Origin of the sequence: Desulfosporosinus sp. HMP52, assembly GCF_000765145.1 — a bacterium.
GTDB lineage: Bacteria > Bacillota > Desulfitobacteriia > Desulfitobacteriales > Desulfitobacteriaceae > Desulfosporosinus.
In genome coordinates, this window is the sequence record NZ_JMGA01000019.1 from 1 (window position 1) to 16847 (window position 16847).

A 16847-nucleotide genomic window follows, 5' to 3' on the forward strand; every position below is an offset into this window, starting at 1 on the left:
AGTAAGTAAGTAAGTAAGTAAAGTACATAGAGAGGAGAAAATAGGTGAACAAAAGTACTAAGTTGGTTAGTTTATTTCTCACGACTACTCTGATTTTTGGCACTACTGCCTGTGCTCCACAACAGCAAGTTGTCTACGACGATGAAGGAAATCCAATTACCATCGAAGAAGAAGAGGATGATGATGGCTTTTTCGGAAGGATCTTAGCTCCTTTAGGATTTTCTAAAAAGCATTCTTCAGGAGCAATTAAATCCCTAAAGCCCTCTGGTATAACTAGTGGTGGTTCAAGTTATCCAAATTCCAGCGGTACAGGGGCCTCGAATAGTTCGGGAATTACATCAGGAAACAGTTCAGCGAAGGCTTCTGGCTCATCAGGATCAAGCGGTATTACAAGTGGGTCTCACGGGGGAATAGGCGGGGGTGGCTCTAGTGCCAGCTGAGCTGCCCTATTCGAAGATCAGGGAACTCCTTTACACACCGCTAAGGACAGTTTTTTCTTGGGATCGTATAGATGGGGTAGAGTACGGCTTGGCTGGAATTCATTATATAAGTCCTGAATTTCGCAAGGAAATTGCCTGGGCAACTGAAGCATTAGGTGAAATATTTGCAAAAACTGTCTATGCTGTCCAAACTGCAGATGAAGGGTTATTGATGGAATTAGGAATTCCCCAGGAAGCGATCCCCGCAGCTCGTGTTGTTGTGAAGCCTGATCTGGTGACAGCGATAGGTCGTTTTGATTTCATTAATACCTCCGAAGGATTGAAAATGATCGAGTTTAACTCTGATACACCAACAAGTGTTGTCGAAGCGTTCTTTGTAAATCAAAAAGCAAGTTCATTTTTTGGCGCTCAAGGCCTAAACGAAGGGATGGAAGCTAATATCCAAGATGCTTTTGCTGAGATGCTTCAATCCTATAAAGAGCTTGGTTACGGAACAGATTCAATAGTGTTTAGTGCTTTGGGGTGGCACGATGAGGACAGAGATACTGTGAAATACTTAATGAAGGAATCAGGACTCACGGCAAAATTTGTTGCTCTTGAAGATTTGAGGATCTTTGATGATCGATTGTGTGCATTAATTAACGATCAGCTCTTACCTATTGACGTATGGTATCGGCTTCATGCTTTAGAGAAACTTGTTGAAGATAAAGATGAAGTGGATAATTATCCTACGGGAGTTCATGTTCTCGATCTTGTAGCTAGAGGAAAGCTGGCAATAATTAACCCTCCATCAGCTTTTGTCGCCCAATCAAAGGCTCTTCTTAGTCTCATTTGGAATTTACACGAAGCAGGTGAGTTTTTTACTCCTACAGAGCATCACTTAATTGAAAAGTATATGCTTCCCACATACATGGAAAACCAGTTCCAAGATAAAGCTGCGTATGTTACCAAACCGGTGTTTGGGCGAGAAGGCGGAGCAGTTTGTTTATATGAATCAAACGGCGAGCTAGTTGAAAAAGACAATGATAGTTGTTATTGGGACCAACCTATGGTCTTTCAGAAACGAGTCGAGATGGAAGAAGTTGAATGTAATACAGAGAATGGTCTGTTTAGAGGCAGATTGCTTTGGGGTTCCTTCTTAGTTGGAGGCAAAGCATCTGCAATAAGTGCGCGGATAGGTGGTAGAATAACAGGCAATTTGGCATGCTATTTACCTACGGGAGTAAAACAAGTTGAACGTTCTTACAAGAAGAACTGATAAGGTGAGGTGGGAATATAGATGTATTTAATGAATTTTTTAATGTATTTAGGTGTAACGATTCCCTTAATGATTATCTCGATGGCTCTTTTTTCCTTAACGACACCCTATAAAGAATTTAAAATTCTTGCTGATGGGGATGATTTGGATAACCTTCGTAAAGTGTCAGCAGCAAAAGCCGTGGCCTTTGATCTTGGCGGTAAAGTATTAGGAACAGCAATCTTGCTTGCCTCTGCCATTTACCACTCAGTAGATATCTGGGACATGATTGTTTGGACAATGACCGGAACTCTTTCGCTAATCATAGTGTATTGGTTGTTTGAACTATTAACGCCTACTATAAAAGTGCGACAGGAAATTCCTAATGGAAATACTGCAGTAGGTTTTTTCTCCTTTTGTTTAAGTGTTGCGACTGGAATTTTGATGGCTTCATTAATTAGTTATTAATCCTTAGTCAATTAATTGATTGATTAAGAATTCATTCATAGCGCCATATGATCATAACTAATGAGGATTCCAAAGCGGAGTAAGATGCCGACTGGAATCCTTATTTTAAATGTGGCTGAAATAGAGAAAAATAGTTTATAATTTGTTTATAGACTGTTTAGGGAAATTCAAGACCACTGGTTTAAACTATAGTTAGGATCTACAAAACATAAGGAGTTGGCAGGGATGAAATTTAAGAAGAAAACAGCAACGCTTGTAAGTTTTACAGTAGGAACTCTGTTGTTAGCCACAACGGCTCTAGCTGATATTGCAAGTAAAAGCGGATACGAGGAACTAAAGGACTCCATTAAACTAACAGCGGAGCAAACCAGTGAAAAATATGACAGCTTCACTATGGATTTTTCTATGGCTCTCAAGGATAACGGAAAAACGATCGTGAGTAATAACGAAGTAGGTAAGTTTGATAGAAAGAACAGTGCTTCTGAAAGTTTATCAACTGGCTTGAGTCTAAACGGAGATAAAAGATCCTCACAAAGCTACTCGGATAAAACCACTGTTATTCATACATCTGCCGGAGACCCAACTTTTTACGTAACTGAATATACCAAGGAAAGAAAGGAAGAAATCTTTAGTAACCCCTTTAAAGAGGAAGAAGCTGAAGATCTCGAAAAAATTGCGGATGCTCTCGTAGGCAGCCTAAAAGATCATGTTGTAGTCGCGGAAAATTCTGATGGAAGTAAAGCTTTAACCGGTTCTCTTACTGAAGTACAAATTCCTTCTTTAATCAATGCAGTAGCATCATTCCAGTTAAAGCAAGAGTTTAACGGTAATGGCAATCAAGAAAGCAGCATGCCACATTTAACAAAGGATGTCTTTGTTAAAGAAGTAACAGGATCAGCTAAGGTAAACCCTGATGGAGTAATGGAGAGTATCCTAGGTACTGCAATATTGTCAGGAAAAGATGAACAGGGAACAGTACATGAGATCTCGATCGAGGCTTTATTTAAAGTTAAAGATATTAACTCCACTGAGGTTTCGAAACCAAATCTTGAAGGAAAGAAAGTAATCAAGAACGTTGCCAAAGATTATTCCGATTCTGAGATCTCCAATCCAGAGAAGTTTATCGGTAAGTTTAAAAATGATATCGTGATTGAGAAAGACGGAAAGTTCGTTAAAGTTGGTGAAAGAACCCTTGATATCACTAAGATGGATAATATAAACGTTGCGGGTCGATATTCCGAGACATTCAAGCAGGGATTTGAAAATTATGCCTCCGATTTCAGTGAGCTAGCCTTTACTGCTCAAATTAAGAAGGATCAGCGAGGAAATGCAGACTTCGAGGGTACCACCAAATCCGGTGAAAAAGTACGAGGCAACATTTATTTTAGTGAGTATGATGGAAAAGTAAACTTTAACATCGACAATATGAATTCGCCATATGCAGGAGGATTAATGATAGATTCCTCGTTTAGCCCAGATTTAGATTAACAATATAAGCGCTTGCGGCGGACTGCCGGGATACTTCTCGGCAGTCGCCTTAGCTTCTCATGATGGAGGTCAGACATGGAAAAGGTAATTGAGATTATAAACTTGACGAAAACATACGGAAATGGTCGTGGAATATACGATTTAAATCTGGATATTTATAAAGGGGATATCTTTGGATTTCTTGGGCCCAATGGTGCCGGAAAAACAACGGCCATGAAAATCATGACGGGACTGATTCGACCGGAAAATGGGGATGTAAAAATCTTGGGTCATAGTGTCGTAGACGAATATGAAAAAGCTATGGCTAAGGTGGGATGTTTGATTGAAATTGCAGAGTCCTACCAATTCTTAAGTGCCTTTGAAAATCTGAAACAAATAGCTCGCTATTATCCGGATGTTGATCATAAAAGAATTGATGAGGTCTTAGAACTAACAGGAATGTACAAGTTTAAATATGAAAAGACGAAAAAGTTCTCTTTAGGGATGAAGCAACGCTTAGGTCTGGCTGCCGCCGTATTATCGAGACCAAAGGTTGTTATTCTTGATGAGCCTCTTAATGGGCTTGATGTCGAGGGAATGATTGATATTCGTAAAATGATTCTGAGCTTAGCGGAAAAGGAACAAACCACATTTTTTATTTCCAGTCACTTAATTCACGATGTGGAGTTAACCTGTAACCGAATCGGTGTAATCTACAATGGAAGAATACTAAATGTCGAAAATACAGATGCGATTTTAAAGAACTATGCGACACTTGAAAATTACTTTGTAAGTGAGGTAGAGAGAAATGGCCGTGTTTCAAGCAGCGCTTCTTAATGAAATTGAGAAGCTCTACAGAAAGAAAAAAGTATTAGTTGCCATTTTGCTGTCTCTGGCCGTAATTGTTATCGGACAGTTGGTGATTGTGGGAGTAAGAAGTGGATTTGGACTTCGAGGAACGGGCAGTGTAGAATTTCCTATGCTCGTTTTGTCTGTAGTAGTGAACACCATATTGCCCTTATTTACTGCACTGGTTACAATTGACAGTTTCTCGGGAGAGTTTAGCCAAAACAGTATGCGCATTACTCTTACTCGACCTATCAGTAGGTTTAAGATCTATACAGCTAAGATCACATCAATAGTCTTATTTATCTTGGGAGCGCTTCTTCTTCTGCTTGTTTTTTCAATGCTTGCAGGATTTATATTCAATGCCAATTCAGCGTCTTTTGATTCTTTGGGGAGAACAGTCTTTTCCTACCTGGTTAGTATTCTTCCCATGACAGTTTTAGCCTTAGGAATTGTTCTCTTAGCGAATATCTTTAGGAGTGGAATTGCGGTATTTTTTATATCAATCTTAATCTTTCTCGCGTTTAAGGTACTGGGGTTACTCTTTTCCCAGTATTCTAGTTTATTCTTGACTACCCAACTTGATTGGTATAATCTATTTTTGGTTAATTCATTTCCTCTTGCTAAGATAGCCCGTCAGTTTCTAATAATGTTGGGATCAGGAATTATGTTGTTCTCGGCAGGTTTCTATATCTTTGATAAAAAGGAATTCTAAGGTGACGACGTCATGAAGCTTAAAACACGTTTAATTTTAGCCAATGCTTCTACAGTAGTGATCCCAATGATTACTACTGTTATTATTGCATTGGCTGTTTTTTTTGTATTTGGCAAATTATTCGGAATTGGTTTTTCTTATGAGCACCAGCAAAAGCAGTCAATGCTAAAATTCGAGTTAATCAGTGAAACTAGTACATGGAGGAGAACACCTGAGGTTTTCGATGAAATAAGTTATCAGAAATACTTGTTAGAGCAACTTCAAGCAATACAGGGCGAGTTGCTTTTACTAAAGGATGATGACGTGAAATTTTCATCTAGGAGTTTTTCAAAAATTGAGGTGGCCAAAGCTCTAGAAGTAGGTGACAGCGCAGGAAAAGGTGAACATATAAGTATTGATAATACCTCCTATTCAGTTCAGAAGTTTGATATCAAGTACAAAGATGGATCTTCAGGAGTTGCTTTGTTACTTCTGCCTATAGATCATGAGACTAGTATGAACAGTTTGTTAATATTGCTGGTTGTATCATTCATTTTGACCTTTGCGTTCACAAATATTATCGTTTTATATCAGTTTTCTCGCAGTATTATTAACCCTCTCCACACCTTGCAAAGGGCTGCAGCAGAAATTGCCAAGGGGAATCTGGATTACTCCATTGGAGAGGAAGGGGATGAAGAAATACAAGCGTTATGCCGTGATTTAGAACTCATGCGTATTAAACTTAAAGACTCTGTTCACACTCAATTAAAGTATGAAGATAATCGCAAATTGCTGGTTTCGAGTATTTCTCATGACTTAAAAACTCCAGTAACATCGATAAAAGGATATGTAGAAGGGATTTTAGACGGAATAGCAAATACTCCAGAGAAAATTGATCGATACTTAAAAACTATTGCTTTGAAAGCACATCAAGTTGATCAAATGATTGATGATCTCCTCCTCTATGCTAAGTTGGATTTAAACCAAATCCCTTTTAATTTTGAAAGGATAGATATTGTAGAGTATCTTCAGTCATGTATTGTAGAAAATGAACCTGAGATAGAACGTAACAATATCAGAATTTCTTTTTCTAATGAATTGAATCAGCATCAACAAGTGGTAATCGATCGTGAACGAATGAGACGTGTCATAATGAACATTTTCGATAACTCTTGTAAATATATGAGCCATGGTCAGGGGGAAATCTCAATTTTTCTTAGAGACACGGTTTCAAGTATTATTATCGAGCTGCGTGATAATGGATCAGGGATTGAGGAGAGAGATTTACCTCATATCTTTGATCGATTTTATCGATCAGATCCAGCACGCAGCAAAGGCAGCGGTTTAGGCCTGGCTATTGCCAAGCAGATTATTGAAGGGCATAATGGTAGAGTATGGGCTGTCAGTCATGGAAAAGAAGGTACTAGTATCATGATCTCACTAAGTAAGTCATGATGGGGGAAAGAAATGAAAAAGAATATTTTAATCATTGAGGATGATCTAAGTATTGCTGAATTGCAAAAAGATTACCTTGAGGTTGCTGGATTTGAAGTTAATGTTTATAACAATGGGATGGAAGGCTTAAAGGCTTTTCAAGAGAATAAAGTTGATCTGCTTATTTTAGATATAATGCTACCTGGTATGGATGGATTAGAAATACTTCGTAATTTGAAAGATGATAAAGATGTCCCTGTTCTTTTAGTCTCTGCTAAAAAAGAAGAAATTGACAAGATTAAAGGATTAAGCTCAGGTGCAGATGATTATATAACAAAACCATTTAGCCCCGGTGAGTTAGTAGCGAGAGTAAAAGCTCATTTGGAAAACTATGAAAGGCTAAAGCTAAGATTTAGTGAAGGGGCAAAAAAAACCAATGCTTTGTCAATTCGTGGCCTAAAAATTGATATAGACTCCCATAGAGTCTTTGTGTTGGGCAAGGAGGTAAATCTAGCCCAGAAAGAATATGCTTTATTACTGTATATGGCCCAAAATCCAAACAGAGTATTCGGGCGTGAAGAATTGTTTGAACGAGTATGGGGCTTGGAAGCTATGGGGGACTCTGCTACAGTCACAGTTCACATCGCTAGAATTCGTGAGAAGATTGAGAGTGATTTATCGAATCCCCAATATATTGAAACAGTATGGGGAGCAGGGTATAGGTTCAGAGTATGAGTTATTAAGGAGGACAAAATGGATCAACAATCGGATGCCCGAAAAAAGGTGGTGGAGAAGGGGAAAGAAATACTTGCCGCTAATCTTACCATCGGAACTTGGGGGAATATTAGTTGTCGAATTTCGGGTGAGAATTGTATAGCAATAACTCCGTCAGGAATGAGTTACAACACCCTAGAGCCTGAGGATATTGTAGTATTGGACTTGGACGGAAATATTGTCAGTGGGAAGCGAAAGCCCTCTGTAGAAGTACCCTTGCATTTATCAATTTATAATGCTCGCCAGGATGTTGCGGCAATAATACATACACACAGTGCTTATGCCACTGCCATGGCAGTGGCCAGAAAAGAAATCCCCGGAGTGGTTGAGGATTTAGTTCAGATTGCGGGTGGTAATGTACGGGTCAATGACTATGCCTTACCAGGGACGGAACAGTTAGGGATTAACACAGTTAAAGCACTGGAAGGGCGTTATGCTGTACTACTAGCAAATCACGGTATGCTTGGTGTTGGACGTGATTTGGATGAAGCTCTAAAAGTCTGTCAAATCGTTGAAAAATCAGCCCAAATCGTTCTTCTCGCCCAGATGATGGGGGGAGTGGTTGAATTGCCACAAGAAGATATCGACGGGATGCGGAAATTTTACTTAGAGGTTTATAGTCAAGGCTGAGATTGTAGATTTATATCAGGGCAACGTAACAGTTTGAAGAGGGATATACTTTTAGAGTATAATCAGTAGGACAACACATAATTGCTGTAACAGCATATAATAAATCTCAATAGGATTGTATTACATGGACGTTAGGATAATCAGTTTTATAAATGTATTCTGGTCCAAATCTATCATTGAGAATTACGAAAGAAGGTTTTTTACACATGGATATCAAATTTACAATTAGAGATTTATCCTTAGCAGCAGAAGGTCAGCGCAAAATTGATTGGGTTATCCCTCGAATGCAGGTTCTTAATAAAGTTCGTGAGGAGTTCGAGAAGGAACAGCCTTTTGCCGGTAAAAAAGTAGTTATCTGCTTGCATTTGGAAGCGAAGACCGCTTATTTGGCCCAGGTCATCAAAGCAGGAGGCGCTGAAGTAACCGTAGTTGCCAGTAATCCTCTTTCAACTCAAGATGATGTAGTAGCCGCTCTTGTTGAAAGTGGAATCGGAGCTCATGCCTGGTATAATGCTTCAGATGAGGAGTATAATGCTCATCTGCAACTAGCCCTGGATACTGAACCGGATTTTATTATTGATGACGGAGGAGATTTAGTCTCTACAATTCATACCACTCGTCCTGAGCTCCTTAAGAATGTTAAAGGCGGAGCTGAGGAGACTACGACAGGTGTGTTGCGCTTGCATTCAATGGCCCGTGATGGTGTTCTAAAGTTTCCGATGATAGCTGTGAATGACGCTCAATGTAAATTTTTGTTTGATAATAGATATGGTACCGGACAATCGGTGTGGGATGGAATCATGAGAACGACTAATTTGGTTGTTGCCGGTAAGACCGCAGTAGTTGCAGGTTACGGTTGGTGTGGAAAAGGCGTAGCTCTGCGGGCCAAAGGATTAGGAGCGAAGGTGATCATCTGCGAAATTAATCCTATCAAAGCTAATGAGGCTCTGATGGATGGCTTCGATGTAATGCCCATGGCTGAAGCTGCAAAGTATGGAGATTTCTTTATAACGGTTACTGGTAACATGAATGTTATTAATAAGGAGCACTTTCACTTAATGAAATCCGGTGCAATTATGTGTAATGCCGGACATTTTGATGTAGAAGTAAACGTTGCTCAACTGAAAGAAATCGCTGTGTCGGAAAGAGCAGCAAGAACGAACATTACAGAGTATGCGCTTCCTAATGGGCATCTATTGTATGTTTTGGCTGAGGGCCGTTTAGTTAATCTTGCCGCCGGGGATGGGCATCCTGCCGAAGTAATGGACATGACCTTTGCCTTACAGGCACTATCCCTAGAATATGTTGCTTTAAATTATGATAAATTATCTCCTCAAGTCTATCAGGTCAATACAGAAATTGATGAGCGAGTAGCAATGATAAAACTACAGTCCCTGGGTTTATCAATCGACAAATTGACGAAGGAACAGGAAGCTTATCTTGGGTCTTGGAGTGCTGAAGCATAATATAGTTTCTCAAAGTCATTCTCTAGTGTTTTAATTATTAATAGTTACCACTAAAAGACGCATGATCAGCAATTTGATCATGTGTCTTTACTTTCTTAGCATGTACTTATGTTCTATCCTTCTGTTAAGGAAGCTCAAGCTTTTCATATAAATAGGACATAAAACTAGATACATAAGAGGTTAGATTCAATTAACCCTTATAGACCTAATCTGTGGTAAGATATAATAAGCTCAATTCCCCTAAACTTAGGTTCATTGATAAAGAGAGGATCGAGATGATTAGAAAACTTATTATTGCGGAAAAACCTTCCCAAGCTCGTGAATATGCTGCGGCCTTAGGTGTGAAAAAGCGAGGGGATGGGTACTTAGAGAATGAAAGCTATGTGATAACCTGGTGCTATGGCCACCTATTAGAGCTAGAGCGTCCGGAAGTATATATGGATTTAGATAGAGTCGGGAAACGTTGGAGTTTAAAGAGATTGCCGGTATTACCTAACCTTAGAGATTTTCGGAGGGTTGTTAAATCCGGGGCAGAAAAGCAATTTAAAGTAATTCAACAATGGTTAAAGTCTGCGGACATTGGTGAGGTTATTTGTGGAACTGACGCCGATCGGGAAGGACAGTTGCTTTTTCAGGAGGTCTGGGATGCCTCCAAGTGCAATAAGCCTTTGTCTCGGCTCTGGATCTCCTCCCTGACCAATGCAGCAATTTTAGAGGGTTTAAAATCTCTCCGCCCAGGTGAGTCAATGGCAGGATTAGCTGCAGCCGGAAATGGACGGGCCTACGCAGATTGGGATTTCGGAATGAATTTGACAGAAGGATTTAGCTCCTTATTTGGTAGCTTTGATGCAGAACGCAAAAAACCCAATGTTATATCAATAGGTCGAGTACAGACACCGACCTTAGCCTTAATCGTAGAGCGGGAGTGGGAAATCGAACAATTTGTTACTCAGCGATTCTTTGAGGTCAAGGCAGAGTTTACAACTTTGCAAGGGGGATATCCAAGTAAATGGTTTGACCATAGAGATGACTCAAAGCGGATAACAGATCCTCAGGTTGCAGAGACTATTGTTGCCAAAACCCTAGGTAAGCAAGGGCAAATTATAAAAATTGAGCAGAAAGATGTACAAGAGCCGGCCCCCCTGTTATTTGATCTAACCTCATTATCAATTGCAGCTTCGAAAAAATACGGGTATAGTGCCGAGAAAGTACTGCAATTAGCTCAGTCACTCTATGAAAAAAAGGCTATAACATATCCGCGTACGGATTGCGCATATTTATCCGAAGACATTTTACCCAAACTGCCAGATCATCTTAGAGCGACTCGCCAAGAACAGTATACGAACTTAGTTGATGAGGCAGCTCAGTTTGGATTACCTAAGGGGAAAAGAGTAATTAATACAATCACTGCCCACCATGCTATTATTCCGACAACTGAAAAAATTGCCCTAGATCGGCTCAATCGCGACGAACAGAATCTATATGACTTAATCGTTCGGCGTTTTCTGGCTGTTTGGTTTCCTCCTGCTCAATACCATCAAACTGATGTAGTAACCATGGTTGAGGAGGAGGCCTTTCGCACGAAAGGTAAAGTATTGTTGAGCCTAGGGTGGAAAAAAGTATACGGTTCAGGTGAGATTAATGAAGAGAGTGAAGGGAAAAGCAAGAAAAAGCCTAAACAAGATCAGACAGAGGATGAAAGTGTAGCTTTGCCCCCTCTGAGCAAGGGAGAAGACGTGAAAGCTAAACGTGTTCTTATTGAAGAAAAAAGCACAAAACCACCGAAACGCTTTACTCAAGGAGATCTGCTTAAAGCCATGGAGGGTGCTGGAAAACAGATTGATGATGAAATACTTCGCCAGCAACTTAAAGGAAAAGGACTGGGTACAGTAGCAACTCGACCGGCTATTATTGAAAGCCTAATTGATCGGGGATATATCCTGCAGGATCACAAGATCTTAAGACCCACTGAAAAAGGCGTGGAATTGATTAAAGTGATTAAGGAAAAGCTGCCTCAAGCGCAGCTCCTGATTAGTGCGGAAATGACAGGACAAATGGAGTTTGACCTGTCAAAAGTTGAAAGAGGAGAACTCACAATTGAACATTACATGACTGAAGTAGAAGAAGCAATTGTACGAATTCTTCAAGAGCTGCGTTCCTTTGAACAAAGACATGGTAAAACCCCTTTAGCTCTTGCCCCATCCTCAAAGAACTTAAAAAAAGGTAAAGGTACTTTCAAGGAAGTAAAGGAATCAGGAAAGAAAGATAAAACAAAACCTGCAGAGGAGAGTCCGGTAAAAGGATTGGGAAACTGTCCAAAGTGCGGCGGGGAAATAATTGAAGGTCAGAAGGGATTTGGATGTTCAAATTGGAGAGAAGGCTGCCGTTTTGTATTATGGAAAACTCCGATTTGTGGTAAAGTGCTGACAGTGAATCAGGTCAAAAGTTTATTGAAAAAGGGGAAAACCCCTTTGATTAAAGGCTTTAAATCTAAATCAGGGAAAACTTTCGCGGCCTACTTGATATGGGAAGACCAACTTGAGGCAAAATTGAAATTTGAGATTGAGAAATTATGAAACAGACATTTACAATGCTGCAAAAGATTAAACAGTTGTTTTCAATTCTATGGCCGATATTGGTTGCTCAAATCACTATGTTCTCCATGAATTTTTTCGATACGATTATGTCTGGACATGCAAGTACTCCGGACCTAGCTGGTGTGGCCATCGGTTCAAGTATATGGGTTCCCATAGGTGCCGGATTTGGGGGGATTTTCGTAGCTGTAACTCCCATTGTTGGACAACTAATTGGTGCAAAACGAGAGGCAGAAGTTTCCTTTAAAGTCGTGCAGGGAATCTATTTAGCCCTATTTATTGCAATACTGGTTATTGGGGGAGGGGCTATTGCTTTAGACTCAATTCTTTTACTAATGGGTTTGGAAAATAGCGTACTACAAATATCCCGAGATTATTTATTAGCACTTGCCTATGGAATCCCAGCATTGTTTACCTATCAAGTTTTACGTGCATTTATTGATGCCCTTGGGAAAACGAGAATAACTATGATGATTGCTGTCGTATCGTTGCCCCTTAATGTATTACTGAATTACATCCTTATTTTTGGTAAAATTGGTTTTCCTGCCTTAGGTGGTGTTGGTGCAGGCGTGGCATCCACTCTTACCTATTATTGTATGGCTTTTATAGCATTGATCGTGATTTCACATCATAAATTATTCTCTTCCTATCAAGTGTTTAAGCATGTTTATCGAATATCGTTGCAAGAATGGAAAGAACAATTAAAAATTGGTTTACCCATAGGATTTGCAATTTTTGTAGAGACCAGTATATTTGCAGTTGTTGCCTTACTAATGAGTACGTTCAATACTGTTACTATTGCTGCTCATCAGGTAGCTATGAATTTCGCTACTATGCTTTATATGGTACCATTGAGCATTTCTTCTGCCCTAACTATTTTGGTCGGTTTTGAAGTAGGTGCTAACAGGCTGAGGGATGCTCGTCAATATAGCTATCTGGGTATGGGTATGTCTATTGGAATGGCTTGCATTTGTGCTTCTATTCTACTGCTTTTTAGCAAGGAAGTAGCAGCCTTGTATTCTAAAGAGGCTGAAGTCATTAAAATGGCACAACATTTTCTCATATACGCTTTATTCTTTCAATTATCAGACGCAATAGCTGCACCGATTCAAGGAACTTTGCGGGGCTATAAAGATGTGAATATTACCTTTCTTATGGCATGTATTTCTTATTGGGGTATTGGTTTGCCTGCAGGGTATTATATGGCCAACAACACTCCACTTGGTGCATCGGGTTATTGGATTGGACTAATATTGGGTTTGGCAGTAAGTGCAGTCAGTTTATTCGCACGTCTCTTGGTGGTGCAGAGAAGACAGAAAGCTACAAGAGTAACTCAATAAAGAAGAGAAAAGTGGTAAGTCTTGTTGACTCAAGGGTTTGCTTCCTTTGAAATCTACTCCCTTAACATGATGGTTATCATGCTGTTATCAAGATACCTTGGACAAAGTTATATGTAGATCAATTAAAATTAAGTCTAATTGACTCAAGAAAAGTCAATTAGACTTAATTTTTTACATAATTGAAAATAATCAAGAAGCTGAAATGTTAAATTGATCTTAGAATATCTTTTTTATTGAATAAGAAAAACTTTTTATTAAGTTATATAGCCTATAAACCGAGAGAATACTACTCAATTATAAATTATTTCGCATAGGAATATTTGTTTTATTGATAGTTGGCAGCAAATTTGCAAACAAATGTCTTATAGAGTTTGACAGTTATTACGTGAAGGAGGTTAGAAGAGGTATAGATATCCTGGTCTTAGATTCTAAGACCAGCTAATAATGGCAAGAGATTTTGATTAAACTCGAATTTGCTAGGTTAGAAAAGGAGGGTATAACAAACTACTCCATGAAGAATTTGATCGGAGGAATAAAAGTAAAGGATTAGCGGTATTATAACGCATTTTTCATGATAGCGGGCATCAGCATAGGATTTTTATCACGGTTTGAAAATACCAAGAGGGTAATAACCAAGGATTTTGTTTTGGTAACACACACTATAGATAGACACGTGGAATTTATCAACTGACTTATCTTCTACCCGGTTCTCAGATTAAATCACAAGAAAGGGTGAATAACTTGTCACAAGAGAAGTCTAAAGGTAAATCTGTTCTTATTAATCCTGTTGTTTTCTGGGGCAGTGCTATTTTATGCGTTCTATTATATGCCCCAATGCTTATTTTTGGTAAGGAATTGCAACCCTATGTATCAATAATATTAAAAGCTATAACTTATAGAATGGACTGGTTATGGTTATTATTTGCTTTAGGTTGTGTAGTGTTTTCACTTTGGTTAGCTTTTGGCAGATATGGCAATGTAAAATTGGGCGGAAAAGATGATAAACCTGAATTCTCAGACTTCAGTTGGGTATCGATGATGTTCACAGGCGGTGTCGGAGCAGGTTTAGTTTATTGGTCCATGGCTGAGCCTATTTTTTATCTTAAGTTTCCTCCTTTCTGGAATGAGGCATTTTCAGGGCAAGCTGCTCAATTCGCTATTGCTTATGGAATATTTCACTGGGGTATTACGGCCTGGGCTATCTTTGTCCCAGGGGCCATCGCCTTTGCCTACATGCTTCACGTACGAAAAAAACCCTTCTTCTATCCAAGCTATGCTTGCCGGGGAGTATTGGGGGACCGGGTTGACGGATGGCTGGGCAGAGCTATCGATATCTTCGTAGTTATCGGTCTGGTAGGTGGATTAGGAACAACCTTAGGAACGGTTATACCTATGATGTCGGCTGTCAGCGCCGATATGTTGGGAATTGAGAATACTATGACGGTAAAAGTTGCGGTCACCCTGGTGGTTGCAGCGGTATTTACCTATAGTGCTTTTGCTGGTTTAAATAGCGGAATTAAAAAGTTGTCGGAATTAAATAGTTGGTTGTGTATGGGATTATTAGCTTTCGTTATGCTTGTAGGCCCCACCTTATTCATGTTATCCTTTTATGTTGACAGCCTAGGGGTTTTAGCTACTAACTTTTTACGGATGAGTTTATACACAGATCCCATTACCAAATCCGGTTTTCCTCAAGACTGGACAGTGTTTTACTGGGCATGGTGGGCAGCATGGGCCATGTATTTCGGCTTATTTGTTGCTAGGATCTCCAAGGGGAGAACGATTAAAAACGTTGTTATAAATATGATGGTTGTAACGACAATTGGCTGTTCACTGTTCTTCTTAGCCTTCGGCACTTATGCAGTAGATCTTCAGCTTAATCAAGGGATGGCCCTTGATCAGATTATGAAAGACGCCGGTCCTGCGGGAATGATTTCCGCAGTCTTGCATACCTTACCCTTAACCAAAATAGTGATTCCTTATTTCTTATTTGTAATGCTTATTTTCCAAGCTACGACTATTGATTCCAATGCGTATATTATTTCCATGATTTCTTGCAAAGAGGTTAGGAATGATCAGGAATCCCCCCGCTGGACAAGACTTTTCTGGTGTTCACTCCTTGCTGTGATCGGGGTGGCTATCATGATGGTGGGTGGATTACCCGTAGTTCAGCTTTCATCTGTTGCCACCAGCGTACCTATTATATTAATTATCATCATCTTAGGGCTATCCCTTCGCAAGTGGCTCAATGAGGATTTCGGCGGAGATAGTAAAGTGCAAGCTGTCGATTATCCCGAAGAAGACTAATTATAACAGGGCTGTCGTAGTAAGACCGCCCGGAAAATAGTCAAAAGGCGGCTTCAGCCAGAAGCCGCCTTTTGACGTCAAATATATAATGAGGTTGATTAAGTAAAAGTATACCAAAGAGGATGGCTCATCCCGGACATCCTCTTTGGTATTTTTCTCTCTTCAGATAAGATACCCCTTGCATTCTAGTTGCTAACTTGAAATTGGCGCAGCAGTTTTACACATAGATTTCAGGGCTTCCACAAATTCCTTTTCAACGAGAGAGACTGCATGGCGAGTTGATCTTATGAGACCGACGGTAATACCTAAACTAACGTCACTGATAGGTATCGGGACTATCTCTCCGGATTGCAAATAAATATCGTCTATCGACATAAATCTGGGGAAAAAGGAGATGGCGATTCCCTGAGATACTACTCTTTTAATCAATTCAAAATTACAAAATCTAAAGACTACATTAGGTTCACCATGTTTTTTAAGAATACTTGTAATACCACCATTATTCTTCGTGAATTCATCATTATAAGCAACAAAGGGATATCCAAGTGCTTCTTTTAGCGATACTGATTCCTTTTGAGCAAGAGGGGAGTCTTTAGAAGCATAGATTAGAAATTCATCTTTGAATAATTCTTCACAGAAAATGTCTTTGCCGGTTATTTCTTCAGTTAGTAATACAATCCCAATGTCGTTTTTGCCGGATTGAATATTCTGCAGGATGTTAATCGATTCAGCAACAGTTAAGGAAATATTAATACTAGGATGCTTTTCCTTTAAGTAATATAAAACATTAGGAATAATTTTATCCCCCATACTGGGTATAATCCCAACGGATAGGTTGCCTGTTAATGCTGAGGTGTTGGAAATCTGTTTGATTTCTTCGATGGTATCAAGAATATGGCGAGCCTTTTCAATGACAATTTCTCCGATTGAAGTCGGATAAGCACCCTGAGGAGTTCGCCTAAAAAGTTGTGTTCCCAGCTCATCTTCAAGTTTACTAATTGATGAGCTTACAGCCGGCTGGGTAATAAAGGCATGTTCAGCTGCTAATGAAATTGAGTTATATTTAGCGACTTCGATTAAAAGAAATAATTGTTCTAATCTCATAATCTATATACCTCCGCTGCGTAATCCCTCGGTGCTACTTATGAAA

General features: G+C 39.5%; 14 protein-coding genes. 13 read left to right on the forward strand and 1 reads right to left on the reverse strand.

The window, feature by feature from the left end; translation table 11 throughout:
- The first annotated feature begins 44 nt into the window (after positions 1-44).
- From DP73_RS08130 to DP73_RS08190, 13 genes are all read left to right on the forward strand, one after another.
- Entirely contained in the window at positions 45-440 is a 396-nt protein-coding gene (locus tag DP73_RS08130) for a hypothetical protein (RefSeq protein ID WP_034598751.1), read from the forward strand.
- Positions 421-1698, forward strand: a complete 1278-nt coding sequence (locus tag DP73_RS08135; protein ID WP_242865724.1) for a glutathionylspermidine synthase family protein — start codon at positions 421-423, stop codon at positions 1696-1698. Before DP73_RS08130 ends, DP73_RS08135 begins: the two co-directional genes overlap by 20 nt.
- A gap of 21 nt (positions 1699-1719) precedes the next feature.
- Positions 1720-2145, forward strand: coding sequence for a DUF350 domain-containing protein (locus DP73_RS08140; RefSeq protein ID WP_034598753.1), 426 nt, complete (start codon positions 1720-1722; stop codon positions 2143-2145).
- A gap of 225 nt (positions 2146-2370) precedes the next feature.
- Entirely contained in the window at positions 2371-3633 is a 1263-nt protein-coding gene (locus DP73_RS08145; RefSeq protein WP_034598754.1) for a hypothetical protein, read from the forward strand.
- A gap of 75 nt (positions 3634-3708) precedes the next feature.
- Positions 3709-4449, forward strand: coding sequence for an ABC transporter ATP-binding protein (locus tag DP73_RS08150; RefSeq protein ID WP_034598755.1), 741 nt, complete (start codon positions 3709-3711; stop codon positions 4447-4449).
- Complete coding sequence (locus DP73_RS08155) at positions 4421-5173, forward strand: ABC transporter permease (protein ID WP_034598756.1); 753 nt, start codon at positions 4421-4423, stop codon at positions 5171-5173. The genes DP73_RS08150 and DP73_RS08155 overlap by 29 nt, the downstream gene beginning before the upstream one ends.
- Positions 5174-5185: 12 nt before the next feature.
- The gene (locus DP73_RS08160) at positions 5186-6607 is read left to right on the forward strand and encodes a HAMP domain-containing sensor histidine kinase (protein ID WP_034598757.1); all 1422 of its coding nucleotides are present in this window, start codon (positions 5186-5188) and stop codon (positions 6605-6607) included.
- Positions 6608-6619: 12 nt separating this feature from the next.
- Positions 6620-7321: a response regulator transcription factor gene (locus DP73_RS08165; RefSeq protein WP_034598758.1), complete on the forward strand. Its 702-nt coding sequence runs from the start codon at positions 6620-6622 to the stop codon at positions 7319-7321.
- Between the two features lie 18 nt (positions 7322-7339).
- A complete protein-coding gene (locus DP73_RS08170; protein WP_034598759.1) occupies positions 7340-7990 on the forward strand; it encodes a class II aldolase/adducin family protein in 651 nt (216 codons plus the stop codon).
- Between the two features lie 206 nt (positions 7991-8196).
- Positions 8197-9456 (forward strand): adenosylhomocysteinase, encoded by a 1260-nt coding sequence (locus DP73_RS08175; protein WP_034598760.1) that lies wholly within the window; start codon positions 8197-8199, stop codon positions 9454-9456.
- A 275-nt stretch (positions 9457-9731) separates the two neighbouring features.
- Entirely contained in the window at positions 9732-12032 is a 2301-nt protein-coding gene (locus DP73_RS08180; RefSeq protein ID WP_034598761.1) for a type IA DNA topoisomerase, read from the forward strand.
- A complete protein-coding gene (locus tag DP73_RS08185; protein WP_034598763.1) occupies positions 12029-13390 on the forward strand; it encodes an MATE family efflux transporter in 1362 nt (453 codons plus the stop codon). Before DP73_RS08180 ends, DP73_RS08185 begins: the two co-directional genes overlap by 4 nt.
- 741 nt (positions 13391-14131) lie before the next feature.
- Complete coding sequence (locus DP73_RS08190; protein WP_034598764.1) at positions 14132-15697, forward strand: BCCT family transporter; 1566 nt, start codon at positions 14132-14134, stop codon at positions 15695-15697.
- Between the two features lie 192 nt (positions 15698-15889).
- Here DP73_RS08190 and DP73_RS08195 read toward each other — a convergent pair whose 3' ends face one another.
- On the reverse strand, positions 15890-16801 hold the full coding sequence (locus tag DP73_RS08195; RefSeq protein ID WP_034598765.1) for a LysR family transcriptional regulator: 912 nt from the start codon (positions 16799-16801) through the stop codon (positions 15890-15892).
- Positions 16802-16847 lie beyond the last annotated feature (46 nt).

What these genes read in the sequence shown, in the direction of transcription:
- DP73_RS08185 (WP_034598763.1), top strand. Translation starts at nt 12,029, where the DNA reads ATGAAACAGACATTTACAATGCTGCAAAAGATTAAACAGTTGTTTTCA.
- DP73_RS08160 (WP_034598757.1), top strand. Translation starts at nt 5,186, where the DNA reads ATGAAGCTTAAAACACGTTTAATTTTAGCCAATGCTTCTACAGTAGTG.
- DP73_RS08155 (WP_034598756.1), top strand. Translation starts at nt 4,421, where the DNA reads ATGGCCGTGTTTCAAGCAGCGCTTCTTAATGAAATTGAGAAGCTCTAC.
- DP73_RS08175 (WP_034598760.1), top strand. Translation starts at nt 8,197, where the DNA reads ATGGATATCAAATTTACAATTAGAGATTTATCCTTAGCAGCAGAAGGT.
- DP73_RS08150 (WP_034598755.1), top strand. Translation starts at nt 3,709, where the DNA reads ATGGAAAAGGTAATTGAGATTATAAACTTGACGAAAACATACGGAAAT.
- DP73_RS08170 (WP_034598759.1), top strand. Translation starts at nt 7,340, where the DNA reads ATGGATCAACAATCGGATGCCCGAAAAAAGGTGGTGGAGAAGGGGAAA.
- DP73_RS08145 (WP_034598754.1), top strand. Translation starts at nt 2,371, where the DNA reads ATGAAATTTAAGAAGAAAACAGCAACGCTTGTAAGTTTTACAGTAGGA.
- DP73_RS08165 (WP_034598758.1), top strand. Translation starts at nt 6,620, where the DNA reads ATGAAAAAGAATATTTTAATCATTGAGGATGATCTAAGTATTGCTGAA.
- DP73_RS08140 (WP_034598753.1), top strand. Translation starts at nt 1,720, where the DNA reads ATGTATTTAATGAATTTTTTAATGTATTTAGGTGTAACGATTCCCTTA.
- DP73_RS08180 (WP_034598761.1), top strand. Translation starts at nt 9,732, where the DNA reads ATGATTAGAAAACTTATTATTGCGGAAAAACCTTCCCAAGCTCGTGAA.
- DP73_RS08195 (WP_034598765.1), bottom strand. Translation starts at nt 16,801, where the DNA reads ATGAGATTAGAACAATTATTTCTTTTAATCGAAGTCGCTAAATATAAC.